14 protein-coding genes, 1 pseudogene and 1 riboswitch are annotated in these 16,048 nt (G+C 60.2%); of the genes and pseudogenes, 4 read left to right on the top strand and 11 right to left on the bottom strand.

The window, feature by feature from the left end:
* Positions 1-225: 225 nt before the first annotated feature.
* The 5 genes from thiD to L904_RS09495 are packed head-to-tail and all read right to left on the bottom strand — an operon-like array spanning position 226 to position 4,138.
* Complete coding sequence (gene thiD / locus L904_RS09515) at positions 226-1,023, bottom strand: bifunctional hydroxymethylpyrimidine kinase/phosphomethylpyrimidine kinase (RefSeq protein ID WP_020810519.1); 798 nt, start codon at positions 1,021-1,023, stop codon at positions 226-228.
* The gene (gene thiE / locus L904_RS09510) at positions 1,020-1,682 is read right to left on the bottom strand and encodes a thiamine phosphate synthase (protein WP_020810520.1); all 663 of its coding nucleotides are present in this window, start codon (positions 1,680-1,682) and stop codon (positions 1,020-1,022) included. The genes thiD and thiE overlap by 4 nt, the downstream gene beginning before the upstream one ends.
* Positions 1,669-2,409 carry a hydroxyethylthiazole kinase gene (locus tag L904_RS09505; RefSeq protein ID WP_020810521.1) on the bottom strand — a complete coding sequence of 247 codons (741 nt, stop codon included), beginning with the start codon at positions 2,407-2,409 and terminating at the stop codon, positions 1,669-1,671. The genes thiE and L904_RS09505 overlap by 14 nt, the downstream gene beginning before the upstream one ends.
* Complete coding sequence (locus L904_RS09500; protein WP_020810522.1) at positions 2,406-3,356, bottom strand: ABC transporter substrate-binding protein; 951 nt, start codon at positions 3,354-3,356, stop codon at positions 2,406-2,408. Before L904_RS09500 ends, L904_RS09505 begins: the two co-directional genes overlap by 4 nt.
* Positions 3,353-4,138, bottom strand: a complete 786-nt coding sequence (locus L904_RS09495) for an ABC transporter permease (RefSeq protein WP_020810523.1) — start codon at positions 4,136-4,138, stop codon at positions 3,353-3,355. The genes L904_RS09500 and L904_RS09495 overlap by 4 nt, the downstream gene beginning before the upstream one ends.
* Positions 4,139-4,262: 124 nt before the next feature.
* A riboswitch (TPP riboswitch) is annotated at positions 4,263-4,365 on the bottom strand.
* 219 nt (positions 4,366-4,584) lie between these two features.
* On the opposite strand from L904_RS09495, the gene L904_RS09490 reads away from it, so the two are divergent.
* Positions 4,585-5,874: a pilus assembly protein TadG-related protein gene (locus tag L904_RS09490; protein ID WP_020810524.1), complete on the top strand. Its 1,290-nt coding sequence runs from the start codon at positions 4,585-4,587 to the stop codon at positions 5,872-5,874.
* Positions 5,875-5,896: 22 nt separating this feature from the next.
* On the opposite strand, the gene L904_RS09485 is transcribed toward L904_RS09490, so the two are convergent.
* The 6 genes from L904_RS09485 to L904_RS09460 form a co-directional block, all read right to left on the bottom strand.
* Entirely contained in the window at positions 5,897-7,891 is a 1,995-nt protein-coding gene (locus L904_RS09485; protein ID WP_035263640.1) for an alpha-glucosidase, read from the bottom strand.
* A gap of 11 nt (positions 7,892-7,902) precedes the next feature.
* A complete protein-coding gene (locus L904_RS09480) occupies positions 7,903-8,757 on the bottom strand; it encodes a carbohydrate ABC transporter permease (RefSeq protein WP_003519886.1) in 855 nt (284 codons plus the stop codon).
* A 4-nt stretch (positions 8,758-8,761) separates the two neighbouring features.
* Positions 8,762-9,673, bottom strand: coding sequence for a carbohydrate ABC transporter permease (locus L904_RS09475; RefSeq protein WP_020810525.1), 912 nt, complete (start codon positions 9,671-9,673; stop codon positions 8,762-8,764).
* A gap of 174 nt (positions 9,674-9,847) precedes the next feature.
* Positions 9,848-11,098, bottom strand: coding sequence for an ABC transporter substrate-binding protein (locus L904_RS09470; RefSeq protein WP_020810526.1), 1,251 nt, complete (start codon positions 11,096-11,098; stop codon positions 9,848-9,850).
* A gap of 52 nt (positions 11,099-11,150) precedes the next feature.
* Complete coding sequence (locus tag L904_RS09465; protein ID WP_031233950.1) at positions 11,151-12,227, bottom strand: ABC transporter ATP-binding protein; 1,077 nt, start codon at positions 12,225-12,227, stop codon at positions 11,151-11,153.
* 335 nt (positions 12,228-12,562) lie between these two features.
* Positions 12,563-13,267 (bottom strand): GntR family transcriptional regulator, encoded by a 705-nt coding sequence (locus L904_RS09460; protein ID WP_020810528.1) that lies wholly within the window; start codon positions 13,265-13,267, stop codon positions 12,563-12,565.
* Positions 13,268-13,367: 100 nt separating this feature from the next.
* Here L904_RS09460 and L904_RS09455 point away from each other — a divergent pair.
* The 3 genes and pseudogenes from L904_RS09455 to L904_RS09445 all read left to right on the top strand — a co-directional run bounded on the left by L904_RS09455 (position 13,368) and on the right by L904_RS09445 (position 15,941).
* Positions 13,368-14,524, top strand: a pseudogene (locus L904_RS09455) (LLM class flavin-dependent oxidoreductase).
* Positions 14,524-15,417: an aldo/keto reductase family oxidoreductase gene (locus L904_RS09450; protein WP_020810530.1), complete on the top strand. Its 894-nt coding sequence runs from the start codon at positions 14,524-14,526 to the stop codon at positions 15,415-15,417. Before L904_RS09455 ends, L904_RS09450 begins: the two are co-directional and overlap by 1 nt.
* Positions 15,417-15,941: a flavin reductase family protein gene (locus tag L904_RS09445; RefSeq protein WP_020810531.1), complete on the top strand. Its 525-nt coding sequence runs from the start codon at positions 15,417-15,419 to the stop codon at positions 15,939-15,941. The genes L904_RS09450 and L904_RS09445 overlap by 1 nt, the downstream gene beginning before the upstream one ends.
* The last annotated feature ends 107 nt before the right edge of the window (positions 15,942-16,048 follow it).

The raw sequence follows: 16,048 nt of genomic DNA, 5'->3' as shown, positions 1-16,048 counted from the left end.
TTACGAGCGGCAGAATATGCGGCCACCCCCCTCTGTCCTGCCGGACATCTCCCCCTCAAGGGGGGAGATCGACAAGCGGCTTGCTCGCCATATTCAGTATGACAGTTTATCGATAGTAAGACGGTTGCAAGGGAACGAGCGAAAGCCCCACCCGATCTCCCCCCTTGAGGGGGAGATGTCCGGCAGGACAGAGGGGGGTAAACCCCAAACTCCGCCCTCTCATCGCTAACCCCACCATCGATAAAAATGATGCACCGGCCCCCGCCCATGCCCGATGGCAAGGCCCCGCCCGGCATCGAGCGCCCCATTCAGATACTCCTTCGCAAGCCCAACCGCCTCCCGCAACTCACTACCCCTCGCCAGATGAGCGGTAATCGCCGCCGCCAATGTGCAGCCGGTGCCGTGGTCGTTGTTCGTCTCGACCCTCGGCGCGGAAAGCGCCTGCATGGTGCCATCCGCAAACAGATAATCCGTGCTCTCAGGCCCGTCGCCATGGCCGCCCTTGATGAGCACGGCTTTCGCGCCCGCCTTCAGGATCAACTCAGCCTGGCGGGCGATCTCCGTCTCCGTCTTCGCCATCGAAGAGCCGGTCAGCAGCGCCGCTTCCGGCAGGTTTGGCGTAACGATGGTCGCGAGCGGCAGCAAGTCGCGCCGCAATGTCTCGATGGCGTCTTCATGCAGCAGACGGTCGCCTGATGTAGCCACCATGACCGGGTCCAGCACCACCGGCTGCGATTGCCGCCGAAGCCGTTCCGCGATGGCGGCGATGGTTTCGATCCGCGAGACCATGCCGATCTTCACCGCATTGACGGCGAGATCGGAGAATACCGCATCCATCTGCGCGACGATGGTGGCGACCGAAATATCCTCCACCGCCGTCACGCCCTTGGTGTTCTGGGCGGTTATGGCGGTGATGACGCTGGCGGCATAGGCGCCGAGCGCGGAGAAGGTCTTGATATCCGCCTGAATACCCGCGCCGCCGCCGCTGTCGGAGCCGGCAATGGTCAATGCAATGGCTGTCATGGCTGTCTCGCTTTCAGCGCCGCGTCAATCCTGGAGCGGAAGTCCTTGGTTGCGCTGGCAATATCGCCCGCGCGGAAAATGGCGGAAATGACCGCCACACCATCCGCGCCGGCGGCAATGACGGGTGGCACACGGGCAAGATCGATGCCGGCGATAGCGCCGACCGGCATATCCGGCTTCCACTCCTTCAGCAGGGCCCGCAGCATGGAAAAACCGTCGATACCCACCGGCTTGTCCGGATTGACCTTTGAAATGGTTTCAAACACGCCGCCGATGCAGGCGTAGTCGACGGGCATGGAGGCCGCTCGTTCGGCATCGGGACGGTTCTTGACGGTGAGGCCGATGATCGCCTTTTCGCCGAGAATACGCCTTGCGGTTTTGGCGTCCATGTCGTCGGCGCCGAGATGCACCCCGTCCGCGCCCGAGGCGAGCGCCACATCCACCCGATCGTTGATGACCAGCGGCACGCCGGTGCCGGCGATGGCCTCGTGAATGGCGCGGGCGTTTTCGATCATCTCGCGCGTCGAGCCGTGCTTGTCGCGATATTGCAGAATGGTCGCGCCGTTCAGTGCGGCCGCCAGAGCAAGCTCCTGCAGCGGCGCAACGTCACTGAGGCTCGCATCAACCAGCGCGTTGAGGCGGTAATCAACCTTGTTCATGCTCTATCCTCGCGTGATTTGTGATGTCCTCACCGGAAATTTCGGAAAGCGCATCCAGAAACGCCGGTTCGAAGGTGCCGGGGCCTCTGGTGTGTTTTGCTGCGAGTTCGGCGGAAACGCCGGTGACGGCAAGGGCGGAGGCCGCCGCAGTCAGGGCGTCCTTTTCCACTGCCATGAAGGCGGCGATGACGCCGCCTGAAAGGCACCCCGTTCCCGTCACCTTCGCCATCCACGGATGACCGTTGACGATCCTGATGCTGCGGGTCGTGTCGCTGAGATGATCCACAGGCCCGGTCTCGATCCTCACCACGCCAGGCACATCGCCGATCAGGCTCATCTCGGCGTGATTGCCACGCACGATCGTCGGGGAAAGTGCGATGAGTTCGCGCGCGAATTCCAGACGCGACGGCGAATAGTCGCAATGCACGGGGTCGACGATCCACGGCTTGCCGGATGCATTGGCGATTTCGATCGCCAGCCGGATGACCTTGCGCCGCTCGGCATCCAGTGTGCCGAGATTGACGGTCAGCGCATCCGCCTTGGTGACAAAACTCTCGATTTCCTCGAGCGAGGTGGTCATGGAGGGAATTCCGCCGACGACGGTGATGCCATCTGCGGTGAATTTCTGCACCACGGTGTTCATCAGGCAATGCACGCGCGGGCGTGTCTGCCGCACCCGCTCCAGAATCTCGGCGGCCTTTGCCGCTGTCGGAAAAGTCGCGGTCATGGCTGCTGCAGCTCCACGGCGATGTCGTCCGCCGCCGGTGCCTGCTTGATCAGCTGCATCTCCTGCATGAAGGCGCCGAAACGGGCGTAGCGCGCGCGGTCGAGTGCAGCCGGGCGCTTGGCGAAGCGCGGCAGCGTGTCGAAGAAAGCCTGCTTGTTCAGCGCATCGTCAAGGTTCGGATAGGCCTTGATGAAAAGCTGCCAGGATTCCTGCGGATGGTTGGTGATGAAGATCGCGGCCTGTTCCACGGCGGAGAGGAAACGCGGCAGGCGGTTGTCTTTTGCGAGATCCCGGTGCGTGACGAAGATCAGCTCGTCATAGGCCGGCACGCCGTGTTCCTCCGGGAAGAAGGAGCGGCCTTCATGTCCCTCTAGCTTCATCTGCGTCAGCTCGAAATTGCGGAAGCCGCCAAGCGTGGCATCCACCTTGCCGGCGATCAGCGACGGCGAGAGCGAGAAGTTGACGTTGATGAGTTCGATATCGTCCTTCGTCAGGCCGTCCTTTTCCAGCATGCGCTTCAGCATCGCATCCTCGAAGCCGGAAACGGAAAAGCCGACCTTCTTGCCCTTCAGGTCTTTCAGGCTCTTGATCGGCCCATCGGCCAGAACGGTGACGGTGTTGAGGGGCGTCTCGACCAGCGTGCCGAAACGCACGAGCGGCAGGCCGGCATCGTGATCGAGATAGAGGTTCGGTTGGTAGTGCACGCCGATATCGGCCTGTTTGGCCGAGACGAGGCGCGGCACGGCGGAGGGGTCTGCGGGCGGAACCAGTTCCACCTCCAGCCCCGCATCGGCAAACAGGCCGCGTTCTTTCGCGATCACCATCGGCGCATGATCGGGGTTCACGAACCACTCGAGCAACACGGTCAGCTTGTCGGCCGCATGCGATTGCATGGGTGAAAGCACGCTTGCTGCCGCGACGACGAGGGAAAGAAGAGTTCGTTTCATGGTGCCGAAAGTCTCCGTAAAGATCTGAAAGGAATGGTGTGTTCTGTTTCCTTGGCCCAGGGGGCCAGATTGGCGGTCGAGAAGTCGACGATGAGCCGCAGCAGCACCGCCATGATGGCGAGAATGGCCATGGCGGCGAACATGGTGTCGGTCTGCATGCGGGCATTGGACTGGATCATCACAAACCCGAGCCCCGCCGATGCGCCCACCCATTCGCCGATGACGGCGCCGAGCGGGGCAAGCGGCGCCGCCACCCTCAGGCCGGAAATGAGCGATGGCAGCGCTAGCGGCACACGCAACCGGGTGAGGATCTGCCAGTGGCTCGCCTCAGTCAGCGAGGCGGCGTCGAGGATGGCGCGATCGGTGCGGTTGAGGCCATCCGTGAAAGCGGAGGCAACGGGGAAGAAGATGATGATCGCCGTCATGACCACTTTCGAAGCCATGCCGAAACCGAACCAGAGGACGAGGATGGGGGCGAGCACGAAGACCGGGAAGGCCTGCAACACCAGAACCATGGGCCAGACGAGGCGGCCGAGGCGCGGGATGGCGGCGATTGTGAAAGCGACGAGAATGCCGGCGGCGATGCCCGCCGCAAGCCCGAGCGCCATTTCACCGAGCGTTACCAGTGCCTGCCCGAACAGGAAGCCGGGCTGGCGCCAGAAAGCACCGGCAACATCGGCGGGCGACGGCAGGATGTAGCGGGGCGGCGAAAACAGCCACGTTCCCGCCTGCCAGAAAACCAGCAGAAGACCGACACCGTTCAGCGCATGGGTGGCACGCATGAGCCGGACCTCAGACGCAGACGCACCGTGTGCGAAGGGCGGAAGGTTTCAGCATCATCATTCGTCTCCAGATATGACAATCCCGGAGATCAGGCAAAGCGGAGAAGAGAAAGGGCAGCGCCTCTTGGCGCGACAGTTCCGTTCCTACGCCGGCATGACCCGGATCAGGTTCAAGGGTCCGGCTCATCGCCATCTCAGCACCGTACGGTGCTCCCCTCGGAAGAGTTTGTTTTGTAGGTCAAGTTTCATAAATGTCAACGTCCCGCCGGCGATCCGTCGTCAGGCGTGATCGTGAATGCCTGAACGGGTTTGCGCTGATGCGCATCTCCAATTGGCGTATTAGTTATTGAGGAAATTAGATTTATCGAAAATTAGTTATCTCTTGAAACTGCCTTTCAATATTATTCGGCTAACTTTCGCTCCGGGGAAAAGTTCCGGGGGCGAATTTGAAGAACATCTGGCAGGATAAATCGGGAAATTTCGGCATTCTCAGCGCCCTGTTGATGGTGCCGCTGATCGGGGCGGCCGGCGTGGCCCTTGATGTGACGCATGGCATGGCCGTCAAATCGGACCTGCAGATGGCGGCGGATGCTGCGGCGCTTGCTGTGGTTGCCGATACGTCGTCGAGCGTTCACAAGGCAAAGGAAATGTCGAGCGACGGTGTCATTTCGCTTGGCACTGATGAAGCGTCCGCATTCTTTGAAAGCAATGAGCGGGCCAATCCCGATTATAAGCTCCTGTCTCTTGATGTGTCGGTGATCAAGCGGGGTAACGCGATCGAATCCTCGGTCAGCTTCAAGGCATCGGTCGGCACGACGCTTTCACGGATACTCGGAGAGGATCTCATTACCGTTTCGGGCAAGGCGACCGCCAAATACGAGACGGAAACATTCAGCGACTTCTATGTTCTTCTGGATAACACCCCCTCGATGGGTGTCGGCGCGACGCCGACCGACGTTGCGACCATGGTTGCGAATACGAGCGACAAATGTGCTTTCGCCTGTCACATCGTGAAAAACGGGGTGGTGGATACAAACAGCTACTACTACAAAGCCAAAAGCCTCGGGGTCACGACGCGCATCAATGTGGTGGCGCAGGCCACGGCAAGCCTGATGGATACGGCAAAGTCCACGCGGAAAAGCAGCAATCAATATCGCATGGCGGTCTATACTTTCGGAGAGAAGGCGGAAGATACGAAGCTGCTCGAAGTCGTTCCCCTGACCTCTGATCTGGCGACCGCGAAGAAAAAAGCGAGCGAAATCGATCTGATGTCCATTCCCTATCAGGGTTATAATAACGACCAGCAGACCGACTTCGACCGGGCGCTGACCCAGATTGGAGACAGGATCGGCTCTTCGGGCACCGGTGCGAGTTCGGCGAGCCCGGAGAAGATCGTTTTCTTCGTGTCAGACGGCGTCGGCGACAGCTACAAGCCATCCTCCTGTACCAAAAAAACGACCAGCGGCCGCTGTCAGGAACCGATCGATATCAAATATTGCACGAAGCTGAAGGAAAAGGGTTTTCGCATCGCCGTGCTTTATACCACCTATCTGCCGCTGCCGACCAATGGCTGGTATAATAGCTGGATCGCGCCCTTTCAGCCGGAAATCGGCGCACGCATGCAGCAATGCGCTTCGCCGGGCCTGTTCTTCGAAGTCAGCCCGTCGCAGGGTATCAGCGATGCGATGACCGCCCTTTTCAAAAAGGCCATCACATCACCCCGCCTGACGGGGTGATGGCAGGGACGAACCCACTAGTTCAGCCGATGGTGCGAAGCTGTTTAAACAGCGAACGATGGCTGCTATCGGCACGATAGAACACCGCCGGCTTGCCGAGCGGCGCTTCGACGGTGACGTCCTGTCCGCCGGGATAATGCGCGCCGCTCCACAGGTGCACCCATTCACCGTCGCCCGGAAGATAGAGCGAGCGTTGCGTTTCGCCCGCTTTCCAGACCGGTGCGACAAGCATGTCCGCCCCGTAGAGATAGCAGTCCTGAATGGTATAGGTCTGCCGGTCATTCTCGTAGTGCAGGAAGAGCGGACGCTGCACCGGCAGGCCCGTCCTGGCCGCTTCCGCCGAGAGCGATTTCAGATAGGGGGCCAGCGCGACATAGATGGATGTCATGCGGGCGAAATGGGCAAGAACCGCCTCATCCTGATCGATCTGGAGATTGTCGCGCGGCCGGTTGCCCTCATGGGTACGCATGACCGGCGTGAAAGCCGCCATCTCCGTCCAGCGCATGATGAGCTCTGCGGTTCTGACATTGCCGAACAGGCTGGTGTAACCGCCAATATCGGAATGGTGATAGGCATTGCCCATAAGGCCGGAGGAGAGCGCCCCGCAGATGACGGTGACCAGACCGTCGTGACGGGAGAAGTCGACCGACTGGTCGCCGCCCCAGATGAGCGGGCAATGGGCCTGCACACCGGTGAAGCCGGCGCGCATGAAGAACAGCGCTTCGCCGGTCTTGCCGCGACTTTCGACGGCCTTGGCGTTGATCTCGGCCCAGAGCGTTGGCCAGGCATTGTGCATCAGCTTGGCGTCGACGCCATTGGAAAGCGTGATGTCGATGGGTAGATATTCACCGAAATCGGCCATCCAGCCGGAAAGGCCGAAATCGAGCACATTCCTGCCGATGATCTCTTCGGCAAACCAGTCGGCCGCAGCCGGATTGGTGAAATCGACCACGCCGCAATCGAACTCGCCGAAATCCACCAACGCCGTCCTGCCCTCGGCGTCGGTGGCGAAATAACCGGCTTTTTCGGCAACCGGGAACAGCGGGCCATCGACGCAGAGATAGGGGTTCACATAACCCAGGAAGCGGATTTCCTGATCGGCCAACTCGGCGATCTTCTGGCGCAGATGCGGATAACGCGTATCATTCGCCTGCCAGTCCCAGAACAGGCGCGCGCCGAAGGATGTCTGGCGAAGACCCACCCAGTCTTCGCACCAGAGGCCTGAAACCCTGGTGCCTGCCGCACGGATTTTCTCCAGCCGCGCAAAGGAGTTGACGCCGTCCTTTAACCCGATGATCGCGCCGCCATAGATCCATTCCGGCAGTTGCGGCTGACGTCCGAACCGCAGCGACAGGGCGGAAACGATATCGGTGAAATGATCGCCGGCGAAGAATTCGATCTTTTCGGGGATGGCCCAGATTTCGATCTCATGGAAATCGCCGTTGCGGAAATCGAAGACCGAATAGGCGCTTGTCTCCACATGGAGGGCGTATCTGCGCGACGACAGGTAAGTCGGCTGCGGGTAGTTGGTGTTGTAATAATCACCGCCCGCCTTGCCGCTGACATCGGACTTGAAGGTGATTTCGGTGGTCTTGTCGCGGCCGACCCCCGGCTCGGAAGTCCACAGCGGGAAACGCCGGCCGCGCATGTCGAAATAGGACATTTGCTCGCCGCCGCCCCAGACGTGCTCATCCGTTTCCGCAGCGACGCGTAGCCAGAGGCGGTTGATGGTGTCATCCAGCGCCGTTAGCCGCATCGCGTTGCCGTCGAGCGTCAGGCGAAGGCGAGGGGCCTGTCCCGGTGCGGATGAGAGCGTGACGCTGTCGCCGCTGACCTCGGCGTGGCGCAGGGCGGTTCGTTCGATAACGTAGTCCTCTATATCGAAATTGCCGCGATACATATCCATTCGCTCCTTGCCGAAACCGGCGAAGAAAGTTGGATTCTCGTATGAATGAGAAAGTATGGTGCGGTTGCCGATGGTGAGCGCGAAGCCGTCTTTGGTCGTTTCGAAATGCATGACTTTACCTTTTAGCCCTTGAGACCACCGGCGGTGAGACCCGACACGACCCGTTCCTGAAAGATGACGATCAGGATAGCGACCGGCACGATACCCACCACCAGCGCCGCCGAAATGACCGGCCAGGGGAAGGCGAATTCACCCTGATAAAGCTGGATGCCAACGGGAAGCGTGCGGAGCGCCGGATTGGAATTGAAGGACAGCGCCAGCAGGAACTCATCCCAGGCATTCACGAAGGCAAGGATGCCGGCGGTGAAAACGCCCGGCGCGCAGAGCGGCACGACGACCTTGAACAGCGCGCCGATGCGGGTGCAGCCATCGATCATGGCGGCGTTTTCGAGATCGCGCGGAATACTTTCGAAGAAGGAGACCAGCATCAGCGTGCAGACCGGCAGCGAAAGCACCGTGTAAGGCAGGATCAGCGCCGTCCAGCTGTTGAGCAGGTTCAAGGCGCGCATGATTTCGAACAGCGGCACCAGCAGCGTCACCAGCGGGAATGTGGAAACGGCGATGATGAGTGAGAGGATCAGCGCGCGATATTTGAGGTTCAGCCGCGCCAGCGCGTAAGCGGCCAGCACTGAAATCAGGATGGTGAGTGCGGTCGAAAGCAACGCCACCATGAAGCTGTTGAACAGGAAGAGATGCAGCGGCTGGTCGGAAAAGGCCTGCATGTAATTGGCCAGCGTCGGTGCATGCGGAAACCAGGTGATCGGCTTGACCGTCAGTTCCGCTTCCGTCTTCAGCGAGGTGAAGAGGATCCAGATCGCCGGAAACAGGCCGTTGACCAGAAGAATGGAGGCCGCGATGAAGCGCAGCGGCTTGCCGGAAAAGAAGGAGGACAGACCGGAATTCGCAACGGTGCTCATGGGATCAGTCCTTCGTCCTGATGATGCGGAGATAAACGGCGGTGACGCACATGGAGAGCGCAAACATCATGACCGCCAGGGCCGAACCGTAACCGAGATCGAGGAAGGAGACGGTGTTCTGGTGGATATACATGGCAAGCGTCGTGGTGGATGTGCCGGGACCGCCGCCGGTCATCATGTAAGGAATATCAAAGGTCTGCAGCGCCGTGATCGTGCGGAAGATGAGGGCGACGACGATCGAGGGTTTGAGAAGCGGCAGGGTGATTTCGAAGAACTGCCGGATTTTGCCGGCGCCATCCACATCCGCCGCCTCGTAGAGCGAACGCGGAATGGTCTGCAGGCCGGCAAGGATCATCAGCGCCATGAAGGAGGATGTCTTCCAGATGATCGTCAGGCAGATGGCCGCAAAGGCCCAGTTCGGCGAATTGAACCAGATGATCCCTTCGAAGCCGAAACGGTTGAGCACATCGTTGACGACGCCATATTCGTAATGGAAGAACCATGCGAAGATGAGGCCGGCGAAGGACAGCGGCAGCGCCCACGGGATCAGCAGCGAAAGCCGCATCGGCCACTGCATGGAAAAAGGCAGGTTGGCGAGCAGTGCGAGGCCAAGGCCCATGATGAGCGCGCCGGGCACGGTGATCAGCGTGATCAGCACCGTATTCCAGGTCGTTTCCCAGAAGATCGGGTCGTCGAACATCGCCGTATAGTTTTCAAAGCCGATGAATTCCGCCGGCAGGCCCGATGTCAGCGACAGGCTGAAAAACGAGGTATAGACGAGCCGCGCCACCGGATAGACGATGATGAGCGACAGCAGGATCGCCGCCGGCGCTAGCAGAAGCACGGCCAACGGCCGGTCGCCGAGATCGAGCCACCGCGTCCAGCGCGGCTGCGGTTTCTCGTCCACCCGAACCATGGTTCTTTCCGGCATTGTCACGTCTGCCACTCCCGCAACTGGATTCACGTCGTCGTCTCCCGATCGGACCGGTTCTTATCCGGCCCGTTTATCGCGCCCTTCAGGCGGCTTTATTCCCGTCAGTCGAAGCGGCCGGAAAGGGCATGGCAAGCATGCCGCTTTCCGGCCCAAAGCTTAGCGCAGAACGCGCCGCAGACGGCTTTCCATCTGCTTTGCGCCATCCTCCGGCGTCATCACGCCGGCGAGCACACCGTTGACGGTGGTGCGGATCGTCTCGCTGACCTCGTTGTAACGCGGTGTCACGGGGCGGGCCTTTGCGGTCTCGACGACGGGCAGGGCATCCGCGAACCACGGGATCGCCTTGGTCACATCCGCATCCTTGTAGAGCGCGGCATAGGTGGGCAGAAGCGCGGCGTTGATCGCCATGAACTTCGAAACATCCTGACCGGAAAGATATTCCACCAGCTTCTTGGCTTCCTCCTGCTGCTTGGAATAGGCGGAAACACCGAACTCCCAGCCGCCGAGGCAGGTCGTCTGCTCGCCGCCCTTGACGGCCGGCAGGCGGGCGACACCGACCTTGTCGTTCACCTGCGATTCCTTGCCCTGGAAATGGGTCCAGGCGTAGGACCAGTTGACGGCGAAGAGAACCTTGCCGGCCTGGAATTCCTTGCGGGTGTCGTCGGTCGCCACTTCCGAAATATTCTTCTTGGAAATGCCTTCGTCGACAAAGCTCTTCCACAGCTTCAGCGAATCCACAGCAGCCTTATTGTCGAAATTCAGCTTGCCGTTCTCAACCAGCGACTTGCCCTCGCTCCAATAGGGCAGGAGGAAGGTGCAGACCGCACCCTCGATCGCCTTGCCCTGGAAGGACAGGCCCTGAAGCTCAGGGTTCTTTTCGCCTTCCATGACCTTCTTGGAGGCTTCCTTCAGCTCGTCCCAGGTGGTCGGCGGCTTGATGCCGTATTTGTCGAGCAGGTCCTTGCGGTAATAGAGGAACATGGAGTCGGCAAAAGCGGGCAGCGCCACGATCTTGCCGTCCACGGTGTTGGCTTCGGCATAGGTCGGCAGATAGGCGGACATATCCTTGCCGGAGAAATCGCTGGTCCAGCCGGCGGTGGCGAATTGCGCGGGGCGGATGACGTCGAGCATCAGCACGTCAAGACTCGAATCCTTGGCCGACATCACTGTGTTGAGATATTGCGCCTGCATTTCCGAGGTGTTGCCGCCGGTCTCGATAACCACCTTCACGCCGGGCGTCTTGGCCTCATATTGATCCAGCGCCTTGCGCCACACATCCGGCTGATGCTGGCTGGAAACGAAGATTTTCAGTTCGGCGTCGGCAAAGGCCTGTCCCGAAAAGGCGAGCATGGTTGCGCAGAGCGCGGCACCCATGAGGGCTTTGCCCTTGATGGTTTTAAATGTCATGTGTTCCTCCCATTATTAAACCTGTTGGCCGCAGCGTCTCTTCGCCCGGCAATCAGTGAATCGAGCGTTCCGTCGCGGCATCGAAAAGATGGACCTTGGACGGATCGACGCCGATCTTCAGTTCCTCATTTGGCGCAGGTCGCAGATGCGGCGGCATGCGTGCGGTCAGCGCCGCATCGCCGAGGCTGAAATGGACGAGCGTGTCCGAGCCCAGCGGTTCCACCACCTGCACTTTGACCGCAAGCTGCGTGTCGAAGCCCTCGACAGGGCCGAAATGTTCCGGGCGAATGCCGACGATGACTTCGCGCCCGTCGAGCCCCGTTTCGCGGGATGGCCGGATGGCTGCCATCGGCAGGGAATTGCCGTCGGAAAATATCAGCCGGTCGCCGCTCACCTTTGCGCGGGCGAAATTCATCGCCGGAGCGCCAACGAAACCGCCGACGAAGACGCTTTCCGGGCGGTTATAGACCTCGTCCGGTGTGCCGACCTGCTCGATATCGCCGCCGCGCAGGATGACGATGCGGTCCGCCAGCGTCATGGCCTCCACCTGGTCATGGGTAACGTAGATGATGGTCGTGCCGAGCTGCTGGTGCAGCCGTTTGATTTCCGTGCGCACCTGTCCGCGCAGCTTGGCGTCGAGGTTGGAAAGCGGCTCATCGAACAGAAACACCTGCGGGCGGCGCACGATGGCGCGGCCCATGGCCACGCGCTGGCGCTGGCCGCCGGAAAGCTGGCCGGGCCGACGGTCGAGGAGGTGCTCGATGCCGAGCATCTTTGCCGCTTCATCGATGCTGGCATTCGCCTGCGATGCGCTGACACCGCGAACCTTCAGGCTGAAACCCATGTTTTCGCGCACCGTCTTGTGCGGATAAAGCGCATAGTCCTGAAACACCATGGCGATGTCGCGCTCGCGCGGCGGCAGCCGGTTGACGACGCGGTCGCCGATCTTCACTTCGCCGCCGGTAATGCTTTCAAGCCCGGCGACCATGCGCAACGTTGTCGATTTGCCGCAGCCGGAAGGGCCGACGAACACGACGAATTCGCCATCGTTGATTTCAAGGTCTATGCCCTTGACGATGCGCAGCGCACCGTAACTCTTGTCCAGCTTGCGCAGGCTGACCGAAGCCATATTTTCCTCCTCACGACCGGCGCGTCCAGAATTCGGATGGACGCCATTGCCGGTATCAACCTTCAAGTTCCACGCATCGCATCGTCGAAAATCGATCCCGATTGTCTGGCGATATCGTGGGATGGCGAAACGCCTGTCTCCCTGAGGGCGTGATATTACCTTTCAGAAAAAGGAAATCAATAGTGTATCAATTTTATTTCTGACAGAAATCAAAAACTATTAAGCCATTGATTTAAAGAAATATAGTCGCAAAACTGCCTGCAGGGCAGGCCGCTGCTTGCTTGCCTCCCGTCAAATTTCTCCATTCATCTGCATCACGCGAATTTTGCGCAGTCTCAACGTATGCGAGAAACGTATCGTGCAACGGTATGATCGAACCAGGTCCATGAAACTTCGGCCACCGCACCATCCTGCGCCTGGCTGAGACGCAACACCCGCGGCACCAGCGCGCCTGATTTTTGACCGAAGACCTCGGGCGTCCATTCCGGTACTTCACCGAGATCGATGCGATCCTCCGCCTTCGATATCCAGAGGTTGAGGCGGGTGCGATAATAGAGATAGAGCGATTCCGACATGTTCTCGATGGCGATGGTGTCGACGTAAGAACCGTCCAGCCAGATTTCTTCGATGGCCGCCGGTTTGCCGGCAATGCGCCGCAGGCGGCGAATCCTGTGTCCTTCGGCCGATGTGCCGAAGGCGGGCAGGTCGGCGGGCTTGGCAAGACGCGCCACATCCAGAACTTCCGCCGTCGGCAGGCCGCCGCCCTCGATCAGTTCAAGCCGGAAGAAGGCGTAGACGCTTTGCGGGTCGCTGACGGCGCGAATGTAATTGCCCGAACCCTGCACGCGCTCCAGCAGGCCGCGCTCCTGCAATTCGGCGAGCGACTTGCGAAGCGTGCCAACGGCGATGCCGAGATCGGCCGCCATATCGCGCTCCGGCGCGAGTTTCTCGCCATCGATCAGCCGGCCCGCCGCCACCTCGCGCACCAGCATTTCCGCGATCTGCATATACATTGGCAGGCTGCCGCCAGTGTGTTTCATATGCCGTTTCCTCCCCCGAAACAAAAATTGATACATCATTGATTTACATATTTCTTGATGTTATGCAAGAAAAACGAGAGCGGCCCTGAGGAGGAATTGCATGACCGTCGTACCCGTTACATCCGCTGATCTCGATGCTGCCGAGGTCTCCTGGTTTTCCGCTTTGTGTTCCGATGACTACGCCTATCTTGGCGTGCCGGATGGCAGCCTGCGCTCCAGTTTCGAGCATTGTTCCGATATCGTCAAAAAGGCCGAAGAACTCGGCTTCCGCAACATTCTCTGCCCCTCATCCTATCAGGTCGGGCAGGATACGCTGAGCTTCGTCGCCGGCTGCGCGCCGATCAGCGACCGCATCAATTTTCTTGCTGCTATCCGTTGCGGTGAAATGCAGCCGATCATGCTGGCGCGCACGGTGGCGACGCTCGACCACATGATGAAGGGCCGCCTGACGCTTAACGTCATCAGCTCCGATTTCCCCGGCGAAGTGGCCGATAGCGCCTTTCGCTACAAGCGCAGCCATGAGGTGGTTGAGATTCTGCGCCAGGCCTGGACGCGCGACACCATCGACCATGACGGTGAAATCTACCAGTTCAAGGGCGTCTCCACCGAGCCGGCAAGACCCTATCAGCAGAATGGCGGACCGCTCCTTTATTTCGGTGGCTACTCGCCGGATGCGCTGGAACTCTGCGGCGCGCAATGCGACGTCTATCTGATGTGGCCGGAAACGAAGGACCAGCTTGCGGACCGCATGCGTGCCGCAAATGAGCGCGCCGCCGCCCATGGCCGCACGCTGGATTACGGCCTGCGCGTTCATATGGTGGTGCGCGATACCGAACAGGAAGCCCGCGAATATGCCGAACATCTTGTTTCGAAGCTCGATGACGAATATGGGCAACTGATCCGCAACCGCGCGCATGACAGCGGCTCGCTCGGCGTGTCGCATCAGGCGCGTGCCCGCGAACTCGCCGACAAGTTCGGTTATGTCGAACCCAATCTGTGGACCGGCATCGGCCGGGGCGTTCTGGCTGCGGTGCGGCGCTGGTCGGTTCCACTGACAAGGTGCTTTCGGCGCTGGAGGAATACCAGAAGATGGGCATTCGCGCCTTCATCCTTTCCGGTTATCCGCATCTGGATGAGGCGGAGCACTTCGGCACCAAGGTTCTGCCGCAGATGAAAACCTGCTCCCTGCCGCATGCCTATGGCCGGGTGCCTTCTGAAACGCCGGCCACGCCGCTCGGCAACGGGGAACGCCACTGATGGAACGTATCGCTCTTTCCGACAAACTCGAACTCAGCCGCATCGTCTACGGCATGTGGCGCATCGGCGACGATGCCGATACCTCGCCCGCCCACGTGCAGGCCAAGATCGAGGCTTGCCTCGCGCAGGGCATCACGACCATGGATCAGGCCGATATTTACGGCGGATACACGGCGGAAGCCATTCTGGGTGCCGGCCTGAAAGCCGCGCCGGGGCTGCGTGACAGAATAGAAATCGTCACCAAATGCGGCATCGTTGCACCTGCCGGACGTCACGCCGCCGCCCGTGTCAAACATTACGACACGACGGCCGGCCACATCAACGCCTCGGTCGAGGCATCGCTTCGCGACATGGGGACGGATCACGTCGACCTGCTGCTCATTCACCGTCCCGATCCGTTGATCGATGCGGAAGAAACCGGCAAGGCGCTCGATGCGCTGGTGGCATCCGGCAAGGTCAAGGCCGTCGGCGTCTCCAACTTCCGCCCCTGGGATTTCTCCCTGCTGCAATCGGCGATGAGCAACCGGCTCGTGACCAACCAGATCGAAATGAGCCTTCTCGCGACGGATAGTTTTACCAATGGCGATCTGGCCTTCCTGCAGGAAAAGCGCGTTTCTCCGATGGCATGGTCGCCGCTTGGCGGCGGCTCGCTGTTCTCCGGTGCCCATGGCGGCACCATGGCCGCTCTGCAGCGTATCGGCAAGGAGCAGGGCGTGGATGCCACGGCAGTGGCGATCGCCTGGCTTTTGCGGCATCCGGCCAAGATCGTGCCTGTGCTCGGCACCAACAATATCGAGCGTATCAGAACGGCGGCCGATGCGCTTCGCGTGACGATGGACCGCCAGACGTGGTTCGAACTCTACACCCTTGCGCTTGGAAAAGAGGTGCCGTGATGACAGTGGCAGAGGCGATCAAAATGCCCAATGAGCATGTATTCGTTCCCGGCGGCGAAAACAGCCGCAGCTTCCGCAATGCGCTCGGCGCTTTCACGACAGGCGTGACGGTGGTGACCGCCTCGACGCCGGAAGGGCCGATCGGCATGACGGTCAACAGCTTCGCATCCGTGTCGCTCGATCCGCCGTTGGTACTCTGGTCACCGGCCAAAAGCTCGTCGCGTTATCAGGCCTTCAGCGGTGCAACCCATTTCGCCATCCACGTGCTGAGCGCCGATCAGGATGTGCTGAGCGCCCGCTTCACCCGTAACGGCCGCGCTTTCGACGACCTCGACTGGGAAATGAACGACGAGGGCGTTCCCGTCATTCCCGGAACGCTTGCCCGGTTCGAATGCCGTCAGGCGGCGTCCCACGATGCGGGCGACCACACTATCATCGTCGGCGAGGTGCTGCGCGCCGCCCATCGCGACGGGGACCCGCTTTGCTTTTCGGGCGGAGCATTTGGCCGGTTTTCGCGGCAATAGGAAATGTCCATTAGTATTTCTTTGAGTGCTTAAAAGCGAATTATTACATAAATATTTCAATTTCTTCATGGGGTGCACTCGTTGCACTCCATTTTTTATTTTTAAAT

The sequence above is a fragment of the Agrobacterium sp. LY4 genome, assembly GCF_001526585.1.
GTDB classification, from domain to species: Bacteria; Pseudomonadota; Alphaproteobacteria; order Rhizobiales; family Rhizobiaceae; genus Agrobacterium; species Agrobacterium leguminum.
Note: the sequence above shows the minus strand (reverse complement) of the source record. Positions and strands in the feature narration are given on the sequence as shown.